Raw genomic sequence first — 16,705 nt, 5'->3', positions numbered from 1 at the left:
TTTGATAAAATTATTTTAATCGATAAAATCTAAAAATCCAATCATTTCCATGCACTTTCTCTAGCTTTGTCACCCACACGCCTGACATGGTAATATGAAAAAAATCACTTACTCGGGAGGTTCCTATGCGCAAACAACTTACGGTCGGCTCGCTCATTCCTGGACGATCTGACGTACAGATGTCGAGTCCAGCTCCCGTTCCCGTGCATACGCATACGTCGTTGAAAAAAACAGAAACGAGCCCGGCTCGCCCCAAATCAGAGCAAAAGCTCGTACAGGTGAAGCAACGCTCACAAACGATGCCAGTCCGATACACTCCCTCTCAGACACTTTTACAAGCTGCGCTCACGCAAGATCAACCCATCGCGTACAAATGCCAACAAGGGCATTGCGGCAAGTGCAGTGTACAGATCGTAGCTGGTGCATCATTACTCGACACCCCAACCGGACAGGAAAAAGCAAAGCTGGGAGAAAAACTCGCTACAGGCTATCGCCTCGCTTGTCAGAGCACATTTCGATCTTCGATTCCTACATAGAGGATATTTATAAAAGAAAAAGGTGGCCGTAGCATGAATCCTACACGCATCCTACTATTCGCTGGGGGCAATCTGGGCAACTGGGCGATCCAAGAGATTCACGAAAATGATTGGCTCGTCGGCGTTGACAGAGGTGCCTTATTCCTCGTTCGCAACGGTCTTGTGCCAAGGTTGTCGATCGGGGACTTTGATTCTGTCAGCTCCGAGGAAATGGCAGAAATCGAAAGCCACAGTATGCACGTCTCCTCCTGCGATCCCGTTATGAAAGATTTAACCGATACAGAGATGGCCCTAACTTGGGCAATCGAGCAGCAGCCCGAGGAAATTGTGCTGCTCGGTGTGCTCGGCTCTCGTTTTGACCATATGCTGGCAAACGTACACTTGCTGAACAAAGCATTGCAGACGGGCACCAACTGCCGTATCCTCGATGAGACCAATGAAATCCGTCTGATTGACCGCCACAGTACGATAGAGCAGAATCATTTTGATCATATCTCTCTGCTGCCTTTTACACCGGAAGTCACAGGGATTACCTTAACCGGATTCCTCTATCCGTTGAAAGACGCCACCCTGCGGATCGGTGACACGCTTGGCATCAGCAATCTACTAACGGAACAGACTGGAACGATCACGATTCAAACGGGCAAGCTGCTCGTTGTCAAAAGCAAAGACTAATCGTTAGAAAAAGAAAGGATCTCCTTTGTATGATGCAAAACAATGGAGATCCTTTTCCTTTTACCTGCACAAATCAAATGCAGACTACTCTTCCTCTTCCTCTACCTGCATCGGCAACTGCCAATCAATCTCTTGAAGCCCGCGCGAACACAAAAATTCATTGGTCCGCGAAAAAGGACGACTGCCAAAAAAGCCGCGATTCGCCGAAAACGGGCTCGGATGCGGGGAGGCGATGACGAAATGCTTGTTTCGATCAATGAATGCCGCCTTCTCCTGCGCATGCTTTCCCCACAGGATGAAAACGAGTGGAGTCTCCCGGTCGTTCAACAAATGAATAATTCGATCCGTAAACGTCTCCCACCCAATGTCCTTGTGCGAATTCGGAGTGCCGCGACGAACCGTCAGAACGGTGTTCAGCATCATGACGCCTTGCTTTGCCCAATGGTTCAGGTAACCATGCTGGGGAATTTCAAAACCGACATCGCTTTTCAACTCTTTGTAAATGTTGACCAGAGACGGCGGAGGCTTGATTCCCGGCTTGACCGAAAAGCTCAATCCATGTGCTTGTCCCGGTCCGTGATACGGATCCTGCCCCAAAATTACAACCTTTGCATTCTGATATTCAGTCAGGTGCAGCGCTGTGAATATATGATACATATCTGGGTAGATTGTCTGCGTCTGATACTCTTCCTTCAACGTCTGACGAAGCTTTACATAATAGGACTTCTCGAATTCATCGGCCAATACGGGGGCCCAGTCATTTTGCAATATGGTAGTCATGTTCCTCACCTTGTCCGCTGTTTTTTTCTACCTTACCACAAACCTTTCAATCACTGAACCACTGATTCGAGAACTAGGACCATTCTGATTTAGTCCTATCTTTCTCATGATTCCTAGTCTTTGTTTCCTAGTACCCTCGTTTGATAGCTTTTCTCCTATGATCTTTGACATAATGATTGCTGGGAAGATTTAGACAAAAGAGAAAGGGAGAGGGTTTCACATCATGAAATGGGACATCAAGTCATTTTTAGGGGGCATTGTTGTAGGTTCGGTGCTCTTTTCCGGAATTGCCATTGCAGCACCCGCTTTTCCAGACGCGGAAGAAGGAATGAAAACACCGTTCACCTACTACTTTGACGGGTTGCCGAAATCACCAAGCAGCGACGTACAAGGCATCATGTACAAAAACTCCGTCTATGTGCCAATCCGCTTCGTAGCAGAGAACCTGAACAAACCGGTCATTTACGACGCGAGAACCAAATCGATTTTCATTGGTAAAATTCCAACAGCAAAAATGTACTCCAAAATGGAAGCGATCGAGCTGGTGAAAAAGAAATTCGCTGGCAAACTCTCGCCGACACATGTAGTCGAGTACGCTCACGACGACGAAAAAGGTCACTATGTCATTCAGGTGTACCAAACAGTCGTAAACAACTTCCAATCTGGCGACAGCTACACCAGTACGTATGGCTGGTTCGTAGTGAACCCGAATACCGGGGAAATTAAGTCGTTGTTATAATTTCTTCTGCACTTATCTATTCGTACGAAAAAGACAGCGGACTAGGGACCCGCTAGCACCGGAGGATATCCTTCCGGTGCCTTTTTTATTTTCTGGAAAAATTTAGATTGATTACCACTTGTCCCATGTGATAAGATCTCCCTACCGAAACTTAACAGACATTTTTATTTACTATTTATTTTATATAAGGAGTGAACTTGTTTATGTCTACCTTACCGAACTGGGCGAGTTTATACCTTCAACGTCTACAGCTAGATCACAAGTCCCCTAACCTCTCTTACCTCAGTGAGCTCTGTCGCGCGCATCTGCAGACCTTCCCTTATGAAAATGTAAGCAAGCTGCTCTTCTTCCGTGACGGAAAACATGTGGCACCTACCCCTGAGGAATATGTGTACAATGCGATTCACCATCATTTTGGCGGCACATGCTATACCACCAATCACAGCTTTCTCGCGCTACTTCGCTCCCTTGGCTTCTTCGGTCACCTCATCTTGCCAGGCGGTGGACATACTGCCATCCTGATCGACGGTCCGAACACAGGAGAGACACCCGTCTATGTGGATACGGGGGCTACCGCTCCTATCTTTGAGCCGATTCATTTTCTGGAAGACGGGAACCATTCCAGGCCTTTTGGCACTGTTTCGATGGAATTGACCAAAAGTCCCGATCATCCTGAACACTATCGCTTTACGCGGTATGAAAACGGAAAAGTGGCAATTCCTCCGTGGGATTTTCATCCGAATGAACGAAAAGAACTGTCCGACTTGTCGGAGGTCATCCGCTCCTCTTTTTTACCAGACGCCTTATTTTTGAATCGACTTCACATTCATCGTTTTCAGCTAGAGCAAGATCGCTTCGTGGTCCTCAAAAACAACACTCTCCACATCGGTTATTCAGATGGCACAGACCAGATAACACCACTCCACACTGTCTCTGATATAGAAGCTGCCGTAGCCGATGAAATGCAATTGCCACTTCTCCCTGTTCGCGAGGCGGTAGAAATCTTACTCGAACGTGGTATTGATATTTTCTCTGCCCCCAAGAAAGAAGAAGTCCCACTTGAAAACGAAGCTCTCGATCGTCCTACCATTTGCTAATATCTGGTTGACAATGATAATATTTCTCAATAATATGGAAAAGTAGGGAAATGGTATATAAGGAGTGTCGCACTTCATGATGATGGAAATAAAAACATACGTCGTCCAGGAAGGTCATTCTGACAAAATCGTACAAGGCTTTAGCGAGCCTGGTGCTGTTGAGAAGGCTCCTGGTTTTGTAGATTTGAGCGTGCTGGTACAGAAGCCACGCAAAGGTGAAGAAGAAGTGGTCGTCATAATCCGCTGGGAATCAAAAGAAGCGTGGAAGCAGTGGGAGCTGAGTGATGTTCATCTGGCAGGTCACCGCGAAGCGCGCGAAGAAAAAACTCCTGAGTGGTACATTAGCGGCAATACCGGCCATTACGAGCTGAAAGCGAAAAAAGAACCGCAGCCTTCGTAAATACAAACAAACCAGCCCGGACCTCGGAAAACTCCGATCAATCCAGGCTGGTTTTTTATTTTCCCTCTATCCTTTTTCCAATCCGTACTTCTCCATCTTCCGGTACAAGGTCGACAAGCTGATTTGCAGCTCATTGGCAATCGCAGCTTTGTCCTGTCTATACTTGCCTGCGTTCAAGTAGCGCTGGAGAATGGAGCGTTCATAATCTGCCACCAGCTTTTCCAATCCCAAATCGCTGCCTACTGTCGTCGGTTCATCCTCGAACAACAAATACTCAGGAAGCTCCTCGTTGCCGATGACTTGCCCCTCCACCATGTTGACCATATACTCGACGGCATTTTCCAGCTGACGAATATTTCCCGGCCACTCGTATGCCTGTAGTTGTTGGACGAGTTGGGCTTCGAGCTCCAGCCTGCCTTTTTGCAGCAATGTCCCGTACCGATACAGAAAATGCTTCAGGTAAAGCGCAATATCCTCCGTGCGTTCACGTAACGGCTTTAACCGCAAGGGAATGACGTTGAGTCGATAATACAAATCCTCGCGAAATGTCCCTTCCCTGACCATGCTCTCCAAATCTCTGTGTGTAGCCGCAATGACACGTACATCGACACCCAGCGTTTTTACGCCGCCTACCCGATCTACTGTTTTCTCCTGTAGGACGCGCAACAGCTTGGGCTGGAGGGACAACGGAATATCTCCTACTTCGTCCAGAAAAATCGTTCCCTTGTGGGCCAATTCAAATTTCCCCGGCTTCCCTTCGCGTCTGGAGCCCGTGAATGCACCGCCTTCGTACCCGAACAACTCGCTTTCTAACAAGGTCTCAGGAATCGCCGCGCAATTGACTGCCACAAATGGCTGTCTGCTGCGCCCGCTCTCGCAGTGAATGGCTTTTGCCAACAGCTCCTTGCCCGTTCCGCTCTCGCCCCGGATCAAGACAGTGGAAATGCTGTTCGTCACTTTTTTCGCTTTGGCAATCACATCGCGCAAGCCTGATTCTGCCCCAATTAGCTGGGCGAAATACACCGGATGAACCGAGGCCTGCGGCATTTCCTCTTGAATGTTACAACTCTTCTCCCGTTCCGCATCCAGCTCTAGCAGCTTGTGCTCAATCAAGGAGCTTGTATGCTGCAAAAACGGCATCCATTTTTCCGAATGGTGCAGCATTTTTTCTTTTTGCTCGGGGGAAAAGCCGATAATTCCGATGACCCCTACCGTCTTCTCCCTTTTGTGCACCGGAAATCCAATCGTCGCCAGCTCTCGGCATTGCTGCAAAAACTTGCAATTGCCGCACTCCGACTCGTTCTTTTTCATGTCAAAAATCATTCCCGGCTGTCCGGTTTGCAGGATCATTCGGAAAAACGATCCCTCCGGCGCAGGCAATCCAATCAACTCCTGATAGTAGCCGGTTCCGCTCACACGTATCCCTTGTTCATCCAGGATGGTGACATCGAGTCCCAGTACCTTGGAAATATTGTCGGCGTACGATTGAATGAAATCCTCAATCCGGGAAAACTCTGTCATGCCCAATCCTCCAGTTTCACGTTCCTTTATCCCCTAGACGCTGCCGCCATTGGCAGGCTAGCTAGCGCCTGCTCCAAATCCGCGATGATATCCTCCACATCCTCTAAGCCAGTCGATAAGCGAATCAGACCGTCCGTAATGTTGAACTTGATCCGCTCAGAGGCAGGAATCGAGGAATGCGTCATCGAGGCAGGATGCTGTACCAGTGTCTCGGGATCTCCTAAACTAAACGATATCATAGCCAAGTGCAGAGCGTTAATGAAAGATTTGGCTGCCTCATAGCCGCCCTTTACTTCAAAGGAAACGATCCCGCCCATTCCGGCCATTTGCCGTTTAGCCAGCTCATACTGTGGATGCGAAGGCAGACCAGGGTAGTAGACGTGCGAGATTGCAGGGTGCTGCGCCAAAAACTCCGCCACTGCCTGCGCGTTTTTCCCATGCTGTCTGACACGCAAGCCGAGTGTTTTCAGCCCACGTAAGATCAAGAAAGCATCCCAAGCATTCAAATTTTGTCCCAAGTCTCCCATAACGTTTTTGCGCATGAATTGGATATGTTCCTGCTTCCCGACGATGAAGCCCGCGATGACATCGCCATGTCCGTTCAAATATTTGGTGGCGCTATGCACGACGACATCCGCCCCTAGCTCAAGTGGTCGCTGCAAATACGGCGTTAAGAAGGTATTGTCGACGATTACTACAATGCCATGTGCGTGCGCCAAACGTGACAACGCCGAGATATCTAAAACAGTCAGACACGGGTTCGAGGGTGTTTCGATGTACAGGACTTTTGTGTTCGGCAAAAAAGCTCTCTCGACAGCTTGCAAATCGGTGCAATCGACGAAGTCTGTCGCAATGCCATAACGTGGGGCCATCGTTGTAAGAAACTTGTAGCTCCCCCCGTACACATCTCGCGTACACACGACATGATCACCCTGCTTCAAAAAGGCGAGCAAAGCTCCAGAAATAGCTGCCATCCCACTGCTTACGCCCAAGGCAGCTTCGCCATTTTCCAATGCGGCGATTTTTTGCTCCAAGGTGGTGATGGTAGGGTTGCCGTATCTTCCGTAGTACGTTCCTTCCCGCTCGCCAGCCACGCACGCCGCTGCGGAGTCTGCATCTGGAAACGCGTAGGCCACAGCGGGCACCACCGCGGATACAACTGCTCCTGTTTTTTGGCAAGGCGTTTGTGCGGTATGAATAATGGAGGTGTCCATCTTCCACTTGTTTGTCGTCATTTCTTCGTCTCTCCCTTTGGCTTTTGCTGTTACCAAAGTATGTAGCAAGGAACATGCCAAGATGAGAAACCGCATCATTCCAGTGCTTTTCGCTTTTTGCACTCATAGACATTCGCAATCATGCAAATGAACTTTTTCAGATCCACGCCAAAAAAGCCGTTAGTTGCCCCAACGACTTTTCGCATAGTTGCAATTGTGTTTTGCATAACTAAAAAAAACAGCTTATACGAGCATGCCGCCAGCGCTTTTCCTGTATTTCAAAATGCCTTCTGCTGCTCGATAGGAGAGAGCACCCATCGTTCCTGTCGGGTTGTAGCCGCTATTGTGCGCAAAGGCAGAAGCACCGACGACAAATACGTTCTCCGCATCCCACATCTGCAAGTAGTTGTTAACTGCCGACGTTTCTGGAGAGGCTCCCATGATGACGCCGCCTGTATTGTGCGTCGATTGGTATGGTGTGATATCGTAAGGTCCGAGCTTGCGGTTGATTTCGAGCTTCTCGTTTGCACCCATTTCTTTCACAATTTCTGCGCACTTATCTGCACAAAAAGCCGCCAGTTCCCTGTCCTGATCAACGAAATCATACGTAATACGCATCAACTGATCACCAAATGCGTCCTTGTATGTCGGATCCAGATCAAGGAAGTGCTGTCGAAATGGCATGGAGGCTCCTTGGGCGCCTACGGATATGAACCGATTCGTATATTTGATCGATGCAGCCTTGAAATCCTTGCCCCAGCTAGGCGTTCCCGGTGGCACCTTGTTCGTCCCGATTGGTCGGAAGCCGGTTTGTGTGACAGCAATATTCGCGCCATGGATAAATTTCAAATCAGCGTGATCGAAGTTATCACCGTTGTAGTCATCCAAACACATCCCCAACGAGCCTGCGCCTGCAAAATTGTTGAACTCCTTGTCGTCGAAGAAGCCGACCGCTCCTCCTCTCATGACCTGGTAGGCGTAGTTTTTTCCGATTACGCCTTTTCCCGTTGCTGGATCATACGGTTTCCCCAGCTTGGACATGAGCAAGATTCGCGCGTTGTTGAATACATAGCTGGTCATCACCACAATATCGGCGGGCTGTTCGAATTCCTCCCCTGTCGTGACATCCGTATACAAGACTCCTGTTGCCTTGTTCCCTGTATGTAAAATTCTGCGGACATGGGAATGCGTGCGAATTTCAAACTTCCCTGTCTTCTTCGCAACCGGGATCACCGTCACCACTGGATCGGCTTTTGCTCCGTACTCGCAACCAAACCTTTCACAAAAGCCGCAGTACTGACAAGCTGCCCGAGCCACCCCGTCTGGATTGGTATACGCTTGCGAGAGATTTGCTGATGGAAGGATGTACGGATGCAGGTTTTTCTTTTTCGCCGCATCCGCAAACATTTTCATACTCGGTGTAGTACGCATCGGAGGTATCGGATAAGGACTGGAGCGTTTTCCCCCCAACGGATTCTCCTCGCCTGCGATTCCCGCCATCTTTTCGAATTTATCGAAGTACGGCTCCAGTTGATCGTAGGTAATGCCCCAATCCTGGATCGTCATCCCCTCTGGAATTTTCTTTGCCCCATACCGTTCAATCGTCTTGGAGCGAATTTCGAAATCATACGGCAGGAAGCGGAAGGTCTGTCCGTTCCAGTGGATACCAGCTCCCCCGAGTCCTGTCCCGATCAAAAAGGAACCGTATGACCGCATGGGAAGCGCGCGAACGTTCATTTTACTGCGAAACGTAATCGTTTCCTTGGACAAATCTTGCATCATCTCGTAACGAAGAGCGTAACGCAATTCATCGTGTACCATGAAGTAGTCTTCGGTTTTGCGCTCCTTGCCTCGCTCTAGGCCCACTACTGTCAAACCTTGCTTGGTTAGCTCGGAAGCAATAATGCCTCCTCCCCAGCCTACCCCCACGATCACGACGTCAACCTTGGGCAGCTTTTTGGCCATATGTACAGTCCCCCTTAATGTTGTTGATGATCCCGCAGACTTAAGGGAGCCATCTTCACAAACTCAGGCTTATCGATCAGCTGTGTATACGCCATCTGATTACCTGGGAAATTCTTCATTTTCCAACCGTCCATATTTTTATTGCCTCCGTACAGAGGGTCTGCATAAACGCCTTCGATCGTACTGGCCCGCAGCATGTTGAAAAAGGTGCTTGCCGAAATGGTCGTCAATTTTACTTCATCGGTTTCAAAAGCCTTTAAAACAGCATCCTGCTGTTCCGACGGGAGTTCATAAAACCGTTTTCCGTGGGTACTGTTGCTATAGTTGTTCATCTCTTGAAGGCCGATATCGAATATTTCCCTACGTTTCAACCTGCCTTGATAGCCCTGTGTGATCTCACCCGGAAAAAAGGGCGCTTGCATGTATTCTCGAGCATTAAAGCCCCAATCACCCGCTAGCTGGTGGTCAATGAAATAAGCTGCACCGAGTGCCTTCGCGCCCGGACCCAGCTCATCCTCAGGATAAATGCGCTCACAAGCGGCATCCGCCACCTTAAATTGCTCAGGCGTAAAAAACATGAGCGCCTGATTGTAATCGGCCGCGGGGGGCGGTGCTGCTGGCTGCACCGGAGGTTCCGGTTTGCGGAGCAAGCTCCCTGCCACGCCACCCACGACCAAGCTACCGAGCACCAGGCCGGAGTTTTTCAAGAAGTTCCTTCGGGATACTGGCTGCTCCTTCACGTTGTTTGAATCTGCCAAATCTACCACCTCCAGTGATTTCCTTCCTTTGGTTTGTGCAATTTTTCCACAAGATAATCGTGTTCAACAGAAATTTTTCCAAGATGCTCCACTCATAACTTCATGCAGTGAACAAAGGATAAGTTTATCTAGGTAGGAAGACTTGGAGGGATCGTGATGAAGCACTTCCACACATGGGCTGGAACCGTAGGATTAGGGACTGTACTTCTAATGACAGCTTGTATGAATCAGGCTGCTCAGCCTACGAAGCCACATCCGCCAGCACGTACACAGTCCATTGCACAAGCTCCAAAAGGCGCAACGGTTATTCCAAGCGTAGATCGCAATAAGAAATTCACGACAAACGCGCACGGTCATACGTATAGCGGGATGGGCAATGCTCTCTATAGCTCCATGGGCAGCTCACACCTACACACGGGTGGTCCTTCCACAAAGCTGGAGGCCCAATTGAAGGCAGCGGGCGTTCACGGTGTCCAGGCGTTGATTGTGAATGATGCCATCTACTTGGCCCCTTCTACTGCCAATGCACAATCGATCAATCAAATGGACCCGATGCAGTCCCATCTCATCAGCAATTACTCCGGTAGCTCCAGTCGAGGACATGATGCCGCCCATACAAAATCAGGGAGCGGAACCGCAGGGACATTGGGTACGAGCGATCATCAGAGCACATTCGCACAAGCACGCTCCCAAATCGAGCGTATCTATGGAACGGATACACCCGTAAAGGTCGTGAGCTCGAAAAAAGGCATCAAAGCGCTAGAAACGGTGAAAAAGCACACGAGGGATCAAAAGGATCAGCAAGCCATGGCAGAACAGCTCAACGTGCTCATACGCGAAGCGAAGCGGTAAACAAAGAAAAAGGGACAAGCATACTCGCTTGTCCCTTCCTTATTTCGATAAAAAATCATGGATTTCGTTAACGGTCTCTTGCGGGTGCGTCACCATCAGCAAATGTTGTGCCTCCGGTATCATTTTCACCTTGGCCTGCTTCACAATCCTCTGGTAATTGGCGACTGCCTGTCGATGAAACTGCTGCTCTTCCTTTGACAATAAGCTGTCGTCAGCAAGCAGTAATAGCACGGGGCATCTCAGCTGTTGGAACAATTCCGGTTGGCTATAGACGCTGTACTCTTGGAAATAGGCCGAGAACGCCTCCCTCGGCAAACGGTATTCGTAGCTGCCGTCTTCCCTTTTCAAAAGCTCGTCTTGCATCCAGCCTTCTGGCATCACTCTCGTACCATACCGCTCTGCGAACTGCCTTTCCGCTTCCTCTACGGAAGAAAACCGCGTGGTAGCCAGCCGCTCAACAACCTTCTCCCTATTGAACCCGGGCACTTCTCCCAAGGAATAATAGCCTCCATCCAGCAATACGAGCGAAGCTACTCGCTTGAGCTCGCGAATCGCAAGCATCTGGGCAGGCACAGCAGAAAAGGACGCTGCGACAATCGTCACTTGTTCGAGCTGTTCTTTCTCCAAGAGTTGAATCAAATCCGTCACGATTTGCTCAAACGAAAAGGAACCCTGGCTCACAGAATTCCCATGACCACGGATATCTACCGCAATCACCCGATATCGCTCTGCCAATGCTGGCAGGATGGGTGCAAACAGTAGCTTGGTGTTACGAATGCCATGCAAAAGTAGCAGTGCAGGTGCATGTGGCTTTCCGGTGACGCCGTACTCCAGCGTGCCCCCTACTACCTGCAAACGATTGACATGCGAAAACAATGCTTCGTTCATTTTGCCTGCCTCCTTACTAAATACGCCCCGGAATCAGCACGCCAATATGATCTGGATGTAGCCTGGCGATGTAAAACAGTGCTGCGACGATACATACACCAGCCACTAGTGTAAGTACTTCTGTTTTTTTCCACCGTTTGCTGCGGTAAAACCGATGCTGACTGTTACGCATGCGAAAGCCTTTGGCATCCAATGCATTGGCGATCAGTTGTACACGCTTGAGTGAGTTGAAGATGAGCGGTACGAGCAAGTAGCTGTACTTCCTGATGCGTTCTGGAACATTTCCTTCGCTCGTCGACATCCCTCGTACCATCTGCGCTTCCCGAATGATCGCCAAATCATTTTTGACGAGGGGAATAAAGCGAAAAATGAGCGAGAGCAAATAGCTGATCGAAAACGGAACGCCAATCCCGCGAAGTCCCATCGCTATTTCTCTGGGCGAAGTTGTAAACATATAGTACATCGATAATAACGCGACATTTGCCAGTCGAAGTCCCATTCCCAATGCCCATAAGACACCGACATCCGTGATTTGCACGGGATAGTGGATCAACGGTATGGTGCTGCTCCAGTACGGAGTGCCTACATTGGTAAATGGGAGCCACGTAATCACAGCAAAGCACGAACCGATTCCACCAACCAATACGTACACCTTAATCATGGAGCGCTCCCAGCCCAGCTTGGCAATCAGTGCGATGTTTATCGCCAACAGAACAATTAGCGCACGTGGGTCCTGGAATAAAAAAGGGAGTAAGCCCAGCAGCACGAATACAAGCAGCGCGTAGCTCGGATGGGCATTCTTCATCTTAGATCCCCTCCCCCAGCAGCTGTTTTTTCATCGCTGTCAACGTGAGCGGAATCGGATCATGGACATCCACTGCTTTCCCGAAACGATACATGGCAGGCGCTTCTACTTGGGCAGCAGCTAATACTTGCGGCTGCGAAAATACGTGTTGTGGGTCCCCGTCGCATAGCAGCTTTCCTTTATGCATAACGATCACTCGCTGGGCGTACTCCGCTACCAGACGCATATCATGCGTGATGATGACAATTGTATGGCCTTCCGCGTGCAAATGCCGCACCAGCTCCATCATTTCTTGCATGCCTCGGTAATCGAGACCGGTCGTAGGTTCGTCCAGCACGATCACTTGCGGCTTCATCGCCAAGATCGAAGCCACCGCAATCTTTTGCCGCGTGCCTTTGCTCGAAAAATGGGGCTCTTCTTCGCCCTTGTCGGATAATCCCACTGCTGCCAACGCCTCCGCGACAGCTTGCTCTATTTTTTCAGGCGGCCAGCCCATGTTTTTGGGCCCAAATGCTACCTCTGCCTTTATGGTCGAATGAAAGATTTGGTGATCAGGATTTTGATAGCAGTACGCCACGATTCTCGATAGTTGGGCAACGCTCATCGTCTTGGTATCGAGACCATTCACTTTGACGGTACCCTGCGTCGGCTTGTATAGACCGTTACAATGCTTGGCCAACGTCGTTTTACCGGAACCGTTTCCCCCGATGATCGCGACGAATTCTCCCTGCTTCAATTGGAGCGAAACGCCATGCAGCACCGGCTTTTCCTTTTCATAACCATACCAGACCTCATCGAACTCAATGACGACACTCACATGCTTCCCTCCCGAACGAGCCGTGCTTCCTGGTAGTGGTTGTTCAAAAAATCGTCTTTTGATCACGAAGCAACTCTGAATGCTTCGTCACATCGAAAGTGACGTTCACCTTCGATGTCCGGTGCTCATGTAGGTGCCCCTACACTCCGCTCCTCCCTCTTCAGCTTCTCGTCACTTTCTCGGTGCTGAAAAGTCGATTTTTTGAACTCGCAATTGTAGTGGAGTACCAGCTCCTCAACAGTCAGAGGCACACCAGCAGAGGACGCCGACATGACGCCTTCCTGGCATAGCATGTGATAGAGTCGGATTACATCCGGGACCAATATGCCATGCTCGTCCAACACGTCCACTTGAGCAAAAAATTGGCGAGTCGGCTGGTCCAATACGATTTCCCCCTCGGCAATCAGAATCATTCGGTCGCAAAAGGCCGCAAGCTCTTCTGTCGCATGGGACGATACCACAATCGTCATTTCTTTTTCCTGCTTCAGCCGTGCAAGAAGCGAAAAGACCTCCCGCGCTCCCACCGGGTCCAGCTCGGAAGTAGGCTCATCCAATATGAGCATCTGCGGACTGTGGGAAAGAGCGGATGCAATTGCCACCCGCTGCTTTTCTCCCCCCGATAGCTCAAGAGGTGAACGATCAGCAAAGCCGTTCAATCCGATCAGATCGAGTACCTCTGCCATTCTTTTTTCAATTCGCTCGTCCGACCACCCGACATTCTCAAGCGAGAAGGCAAGCTCCTCTTCTACAGTCAGCCCGATGAACTGGGTTTCCGGGTCCTGAAAGACGATGCCTTGCTCGCTTGTGGACTCGACACTCCCCACGAAATGTCCACCGTAGTTAGATGGAATCAGACCTGACATCGTCAATAGCAGTGTCGTTTTCCCTGCGGCAGCAGGTCCAACTACGCCGACTACTTCCCCTGGATAAAGAGCCAGATGAATGTCAGTTAGCGCAGGCAGTGCTCCCTCTTCATAGTGCCAATAGACTCCGTTTACTCGCAGCAATGGTTCTGTTTTCACCTTGCGATCCTGCTTTCATTCCCGAGATAGTTGAATTCCTGCAAGGGACGGCCCCGATAAAGTCCAGAGCGCTTCACGAATGGGTACAACAGCTTCAAGAGGATTGGTCCCAGAATCGCGGTTGAAATGGCTTGGTTCAAGAACACGGTTGGGATGTACCAGACCGCCACTTCTTTTGGTGTTAGACCCAGTGCCACGTTAATCAAAATCGCGCACGCTACCACAATCGAGCTGATCATGACAACAAACACGATATATTGAAGAACGCTGCGTTTTGTTTTCAGTGCAGGGTGACTCACAGCAAGCAACCCGATAAAACCACCCATAAAATTAGAAAAGAAACCGACCGCAATCGCATGAGGCGGTGCGCTTCCGGTTAACAAATCACTAACCATATTTCCAAAGGCAAGACCAATGCATCCCGGCAAGCCGAATAACATGCCAAATACGGGCTGAAGGGCATTGGCCGGACGGATCGGTACGGAAGGAATGAGCTTGATATTGGCAAGCATAATAATGGCAACAGCGTAGAGCGCGGCAGTGACGACAATCAGGACGTAATCTACCGTCGTCCACTTCCGCCGAAACAGATTTGAGAGCATCAGAATAACCCCTCCTTGTGTCAAGTGTTAATGTTTGGAATATTCCTGTAGCCAGTTTACTCTCTCTTTTCTGGATCGTCTAGAAGAGGGTGGGTAAAACATCACATTGATCTGGCTGTAGTGGTGGGGAGGAAACAGGAGAAAACGCTCAGCTTCTAGGGCCACCCCCTGGGGGATTGACTGCCCGACTCCATGCAAAAAGCGAAACCGCGTCCAAAGTGGTCGGTTCAGGATGTGTTTCAGAGGTGGACGCTTAAGGGCGTGTTTCGCTTTTTGTATTCCGTCTCGGTCGGTGTCCCTAAGATCTTCGCTGTTTTCTCCTGTTTCCTCTGCGAGCTGCTTGCTGTTCTCTTGCTTTGATTAGGGAGAATCAAAATCAATAAAAAGAGAGAGAATCATTGTTCTCTCCCATCCTGAATTCACTTTCAAATATTGTTACCAAAGCCACGTAAGAAGAAGTGCATTTCCAGTCCAAGCGCCTCTGGAGCCCAACCTAGCTCCGGAATAAATGGCGGGGAATTTCAGCTTCACTTATGAAATACTTCCTCGAAACTTCTACGTTTGAAGCGCTCCCGCCATTTATTCTGGAGCGGACAGTCAATCCCTCTTGCGGGGCGGAGGCCGAAGCGAAGACTGGAAATGCACTTCTTCTCCACGACAGCCACTCTACTCCTCAAACTTCACCATTTCCAAATTGGTTTTCTTGACCTTTACCAAATACAACAAATAGATCAAGCCGACAAAGGTCCAGAGCAAGCCAAGCATCATGGACGTTGCTTCCAGGTTGACCCATAGAAAGGCGATGAACGTTGTCCCGATGAATGGAGACAACACGAAGCCCCACCAATCCTTGATATGCTTGTTCTTTTGTTTGCGGAAATAGTATGCCATTACGCTGATGTTCACAAAGCTAAAGGCGATCAGAGCGCCGAAGTTAATAAAGGAAGTTGCCGTTAACAAATCCATATACAAAGCGAGCAGCATCAACGCTCCGACCAGCAGGACGTTAAGCAAGGGAGTTCTCAGCTTCGGATGTACATAACCGAACCAGCGTCGCGGCAAAAATCCATCTCGTCCCATTGCGTACAATAAGCGCGTTACGCTCGTGACAGATACGAGCCCGGATGCTAGTGTCGAAGACAACGCTGCCGCTAAAAACACCAATTGAAAGATCGTCCCACCGATAAACAAAGCAATCTCCGCAGAGGCCGCTTCTGGATCAGACAATACCGAAACATCAGGAAATAATGATTGCATGAAATAAGATGCCGTAATAAACAACGCTCCTCCTGCGATTGCTACGAGCATAATCCCGCGAGGAATCGTCTTTTTTGCATCGACGGTTTCCTCCGTTAGCGTGGTTACTGCATCAAAGCCAAGGAAGGAAAAGCAAAGAATCGACGCACCAGAAAGCAGTGCAATGACAGACATATCCGGTGACACAAATGGACGCAGGTTGAATACTTGCCCAAGCCCGTCACCTTGCATCAGAACACGGATTGCCAATCCCGCAAATAACACGACGACCACGACTTGAAACAGCACCAGAATCGAGTTAACGGATGCAGTTACCGTTACGCGAAATACGTTTAACCCCGTCACCAATACAATGAAACCAATAATCCACCACGCGGTCGACACGTCAGGAAACACGGATGATAGGTATACTCCCGTCAACAAGGCGTTAATCATCGGTAAAAATAAATAATCCAGCAAAGACGCCCATCCTACCAAAAATCCTGCATAGGGATGAATCGTTTGTTGCGTATACGTATATGCGGTCCCTGCTGAAGGGAATAGCCGTACCATCTTTCCGTAGCTTGCCGCCGTAAACAGGATCGCAAGAAGTGTGACTGCATAAGCAGCAGGAACGTGCCCCCCCGTATCTCCAGAAACAATGCCAAAGGTGTCAAAAACGGCCATCGGGGCCATGTAGCCCAGTCCAATTACGACAATATGTCGCAACTTCAAACTACGTGTTAGTTCTGCTTTCCCGTTCACTGCCTGTCCCCCTTTTTGTAACAGAATAATTAT

The 16,705-nt window shown here is 49.4% G+C and carries 17 protein-coding genes; 6 read left to right on the top strand and 11 right to left on the bottom strand.

Annotation, left to right across the window (positions count from 1 at the left end; translation table 11 throughout):
- The first annotated feature begins 125 nt into the window (after positions 1–125).
- Together ACFVS2_RS24960 and ACFVS2_RS24955 are read left to right on the top strand one after the other, a co-directional pair.
- Complete coding sequence (locus ACFVS2_RS24960) at positions 126–536, top strand: 2Fe-2S iron-sulfur cluster-binding protein (RefSeq protein WP_390238721.1); 411 nt, start codon at positions 126–128, stop codon at positions 534–536.
- Between the two features lie 33 nt (positions 537–569).
- The gene (locus ACFVS2_RS24955) at positions 570–1,211 is read left to right on the top strand and encodes a thiamine diphosphokinase (protein WP_390238719.1); all 642 of its coding nucleotides are present in this window, start codon (positions 570–572) and stop codon (positions 1,209–1,211) included.
- 84 nt (positions 1,212–1,295) lie between these two features.
- On the opposite strand, the gene ACFVS2_RS24950 is transcribed toward ACFVS2_RS24955, so the two are convergent.
- Complete coding sequence (locus tag ACFVS2_RS24950) at positions 1,296–1,991, bottom strand: uracil-DNA glycosylase (protein ID WP_390238717.1); 696 nt, start codon at positions 1,989–1,991, stop codon at positions 1,296–1,298.
- 223 nt (positions 1,992–2,214) lie between these two features.
- Here ACFVS2_RS24950 and ACFVS2_RS24945 point away from each other — a divergent pair, with 223 nt between their 5' ends.
- From ACFVS2_RS24945 to ACFVS2_RS24935, 3 genes are all read left to right on the top strand, one after another.
- Entirely contained in the window at positions 2,215–2,730 is a 516-nt protein-coding gene (locus ACFVS2_RS24945; RefSeq protein ID WP_173619770.1) for a stalk domain-containing protein, read from the top strand.
- Positions 2,731–2,933: 203 nt separating this feature from the next.
- Positions 2,934–3,827 carry an arylamine N-acetyltransferase gene (locus tag ACFVS2_RS24940; RefSeq protein ID WP_390238714.1) on the top strand — a complete coding sequence of 298 codons (894 nt, stop codon included), beginning with the start codon at positions 2,934–2,936 and terminating at the stop codon, positions 3,825–3,827.
- 76 nt (positions 3,828–3,903) lie between these two features.
- Positions 3,904–4,227 (top strand): antibiotic biosynthesis monooxygenase family protein, encoded by a 324-nt coding sequence (locus ACFVS2_RS24935; protein WP_017252444.1) that lies wholly within the window; start codon positions 3,904–3,906, stop codon positions 4,225–4,227.
- Between the two features lie 66 nt (positions 4,228–4,293).
- Here the strand turns inward: ACFVS2_RS24935 and ACFVS2_RS24930 are convergent, their stop codons facing one another.
- The 4 genes from ACFVS2_RS24930 to ACFVS2_RS24915 form a co-directional block, all read right to left on the bottom strand.
- On the bottom strand, positions 4,294–5,748 hold the full coding sequence (locus tag ACFVS2_RS24930; RefSeq protein WP_390238712.1) for a sigma-54 interaction domain-containing protein: 1,455 nt from the start codon (positions 5,746–5,748) through the stop codon (positions 4,294–4,296).
- 26 nt (positions 5,749–5,774) lie between these two features.
- Positions 5,775–6,983 (bottom strand): trans-sulfuration enzyme family protein, encoded by a 1,209-nt coding sequence (locus ACFVS2_RS24925; RefSeq protein WP_390238710.1) that lies wholly within the window; start codon positions 6,981–6,983, stop codon positions 5,775–5,777.
- A gap of 222 nt (positions 6,984–7,205) precedes the next feature.
- The gene (locus ACFVS2_RS24920) at positions 7,206–8,927 is read right to left on the bottom strand and encodes a GMC family oxidoreductase (RefSeq protein WP_390238708.1); all 1,722 of its coding nucleotides are present in this window, start codon (positions 8,925–8,927) and stop codon (positions 7,206–7,208) included.
- Positions 8,928–8,941: 14 nt separating this feature from the next.
- Positions 8,942–9,685 carry a gluconate 2-dehydrogenase subunit 3 family protein gene (locus ACFVS2_RS24915; protein ID WP_452101558.1) on the bottom strand — a complete coding sequence of 248 codons (744 nt, stop codon included), beginning with the start codon at positions 9,683–9,685 and terminating at the stop codon, positions 8,942–8,944.
- A 156-nt stretch (positions 9,686–9,841) separates the two neighbouring features.
- Here ACFVS2_RS24915 and ACFVS2_RS24910 point away from each other — a divergent pair, with 156 nt between their 5' ends.
- A complete protein-coding gene (locus ACFVS2_RS24910; protein ID WP_390238705.1) occupies positions 9,842–10,537 on the top strand; it encodes a hypothetical protein in 696 nt (231 codons plus the stop codon).
- Positions 10,538–10,576: 39 nt separating this feature from the next.
- Here ACFVS2_RS24910 and ACFVS2_RS24905 read toward each other — a convergent pair whose 3' ends face one another.
- From ACFVS2_RS24905 to ACFVS2_RS24880, 6 genes are all read right to left on the bottom strand, one after another.
- A complete protein-coding gene (locus tag ACFVS2_RS24905) occupies positions 10,577–11,425 on the bottom strand; it encodes an alpha/beta fold hydrolase (protein ID WP_390238703.1) in 849 nt (282 codons plus the stop codon).
- 16 nt (positions 11,426–11,441) lie between these two features.
- Positions 11,442–12,230 (bottom strand): energy-coupling factor transporter transmembrane component T, encoded by a 789-nt coding sequence (locus ACFVS2_RS24900; protein ID WP_390238701.1) that lies wholly within the window; start codon positions 12,228–12,230, stop codon positions 11,442–11,444.
- Position 12,231: 1 nt separating this feature from the next.
- Complete coding sequence (locus ACFVS2_RS24895) at positions 12,232–13,047, bottom strand: energy-coupling factor ABC transporter ATP-binding protein (RefSeq protein ID WP_390238699.1); 816 nt, start codon at positions 13,045–13,047, stop codon at positions 12,232–12,234.
- A gap of 125 nt (positions 13,048–13,172) precedes the next feature.
- On the bottom strand, positions 13,173–14,069 hold the full coding sequence (locus tag ACFVS2_RS24890; protein ID WP_390238697.1) for an energy-coupling factor ABC transporter ATP-binding protein: 897 nt from the start codon (positions 14,067–14,069) through the stop codon (positions 13,173–13,175).
- Positions 14,066–14,671: a QueT transporter family protein gene (locus tag ACFVS2_RS24885; RefSeq protein ID WP_390238695.1), complete on the bottom strand. Its 606-nt coding sequence runs from the start codon at positions 14,669–14,671 to the stop codon at positions 14,066–14,068. The genes ACFVS2_RS24890 and ACFVS2_RS24885 overlap by 4 nt, the downstream gene beginning before the upstream one ends.
- A 666-nt stretch (positions 14,672–15,337) precedes the next feature.
- The gene (locus ACFVS2_RS24880) at positions 15,338–16,672 is read right to left on the bottom strand and encodes an APC family permease (RefSeq protein ID WP_390238693.1); all 1,335 of its coding nucleotides are present in this window, start codon (positions 16,670–16,672) and stop codon (positions 15,338–15,340) included.
- Positions 16,673–16,705 lie beyond the last annotated feature (33 nt).

The sequence above is a fragment of the Brevibacillus sp. NPDC058079 genome, assembly GCF_042885155.1.
Taxonomy (GTDB): Bacteria; Bacillota; Bacilli; order Brevibacillales; family Brevibacillaceae; genus Brevibacillus.
The sequence above is the reverse complement of the archived record's forward strand: the minus strand, read 5'-3'. Positions and strand labels throughout refer to the sequence as shown.

What these genes read in the sequence shown, in the direction of transcription:
- ACFVS2_RS24960 (WP_390238721.1), top strand. Translation starts at nt 126, where the DNA reads ATGCGCAAACAACTTACGGTCGGCTCGCTCATTCCTGGACGATCTGAC.
- ACFVS2_RS24955 (WP_390238719.1), top strand. Translation starts at nt 570, where the DNA reads ATGAATCCTACACGCATCCTACTATTCGCTGGGGGCAATCTGGGCAAC.
- ACFVS2_RS24950 (WP_390238717.1), bottom strand. Translation starts at nt 1,991, where the DNA reads ATGACTACCATATTGCAAAATGACTGGGCCCCCGTATTGGCCGATGAA.
- ACFVS2_RS24945 (WP_173619770.1), top strand. Translation starts at nt 2,215, where the DNA reads ATGAAATGGGACATCAAGTCATTTTTAGGGGGCATTGTTGTAGGTTCG.
- ACFVS2_RS24940 (WP_390238714.1), top strand. Translation starts at nt 2,934, where the DNA reads ATGTCTACCTTACCGAACTGGGCGAGTTTATACCTTCAACGTCTACAG.
- ACFVS2_RS24935 (WP_017252444.1), top strand. Translation starts at nt 3,904, where the DNA reads ATGATGATGGAAATAAAAACATACGTCGTCCAGGAAGGTCATTCTGAC.
- ACFVS2_RS24930 (WP_390238712.1), bottom strand. Translation starts at nt 5,748, where the DNA reads ATGACAGAGTTTTCCCGGATTGAGGATTTCATTCAATCGTACGCCGAC.
- ACFVS2_RS24925 (WP_390238710.1), bottom strand. Translation starts at nt 6,983, where the DNA reads ATGACGACAAACAAGTGGAAGATGGACACCTCCATTATTCATACCGCA.
- ACFVS2_RS24920 (WP_390238708.1), bottom strand. Translation starts at nt 8,927, where the DNA reads ATGGCCAAAAAGCTGCCCAAGGTTGACGTCGTGATCGTGGGGGTAGGC.
- ACFVS2_RS24910 (WP_390238705.1), top strand. Translation starts at nt 9,842, where the DNA reads ATGAAGCACTTCCACACATGGGCTGGAACCGTAGGATTAGGGACTGTA.
- ACFVS2_RS24905 (WP_390238703.1), bottom strand. Translation starts at nt 11,425, where the DNA reads ATGAACGAAGCATTGTTTTCGCATGTCAATCGTTTGCAGGTAGTAGGG.
- ACFVS2_RS24900 (WP_390238701.1), bottom strand. Translation starts at nt 12,230, where the DNA reads ATGAAGAATGCCCATCCGAGCTACGCGCTGCTTGTATTCGTGCTGCTG.
- ACFVS2_RS24885 (WP_390238695.1), bottom strand. Translation starts at nt 14,671, where the DNA reads ATGCTCTCAAATCTGTTTCGGCGGAAGTGGACGACGGTAGATTACGTC.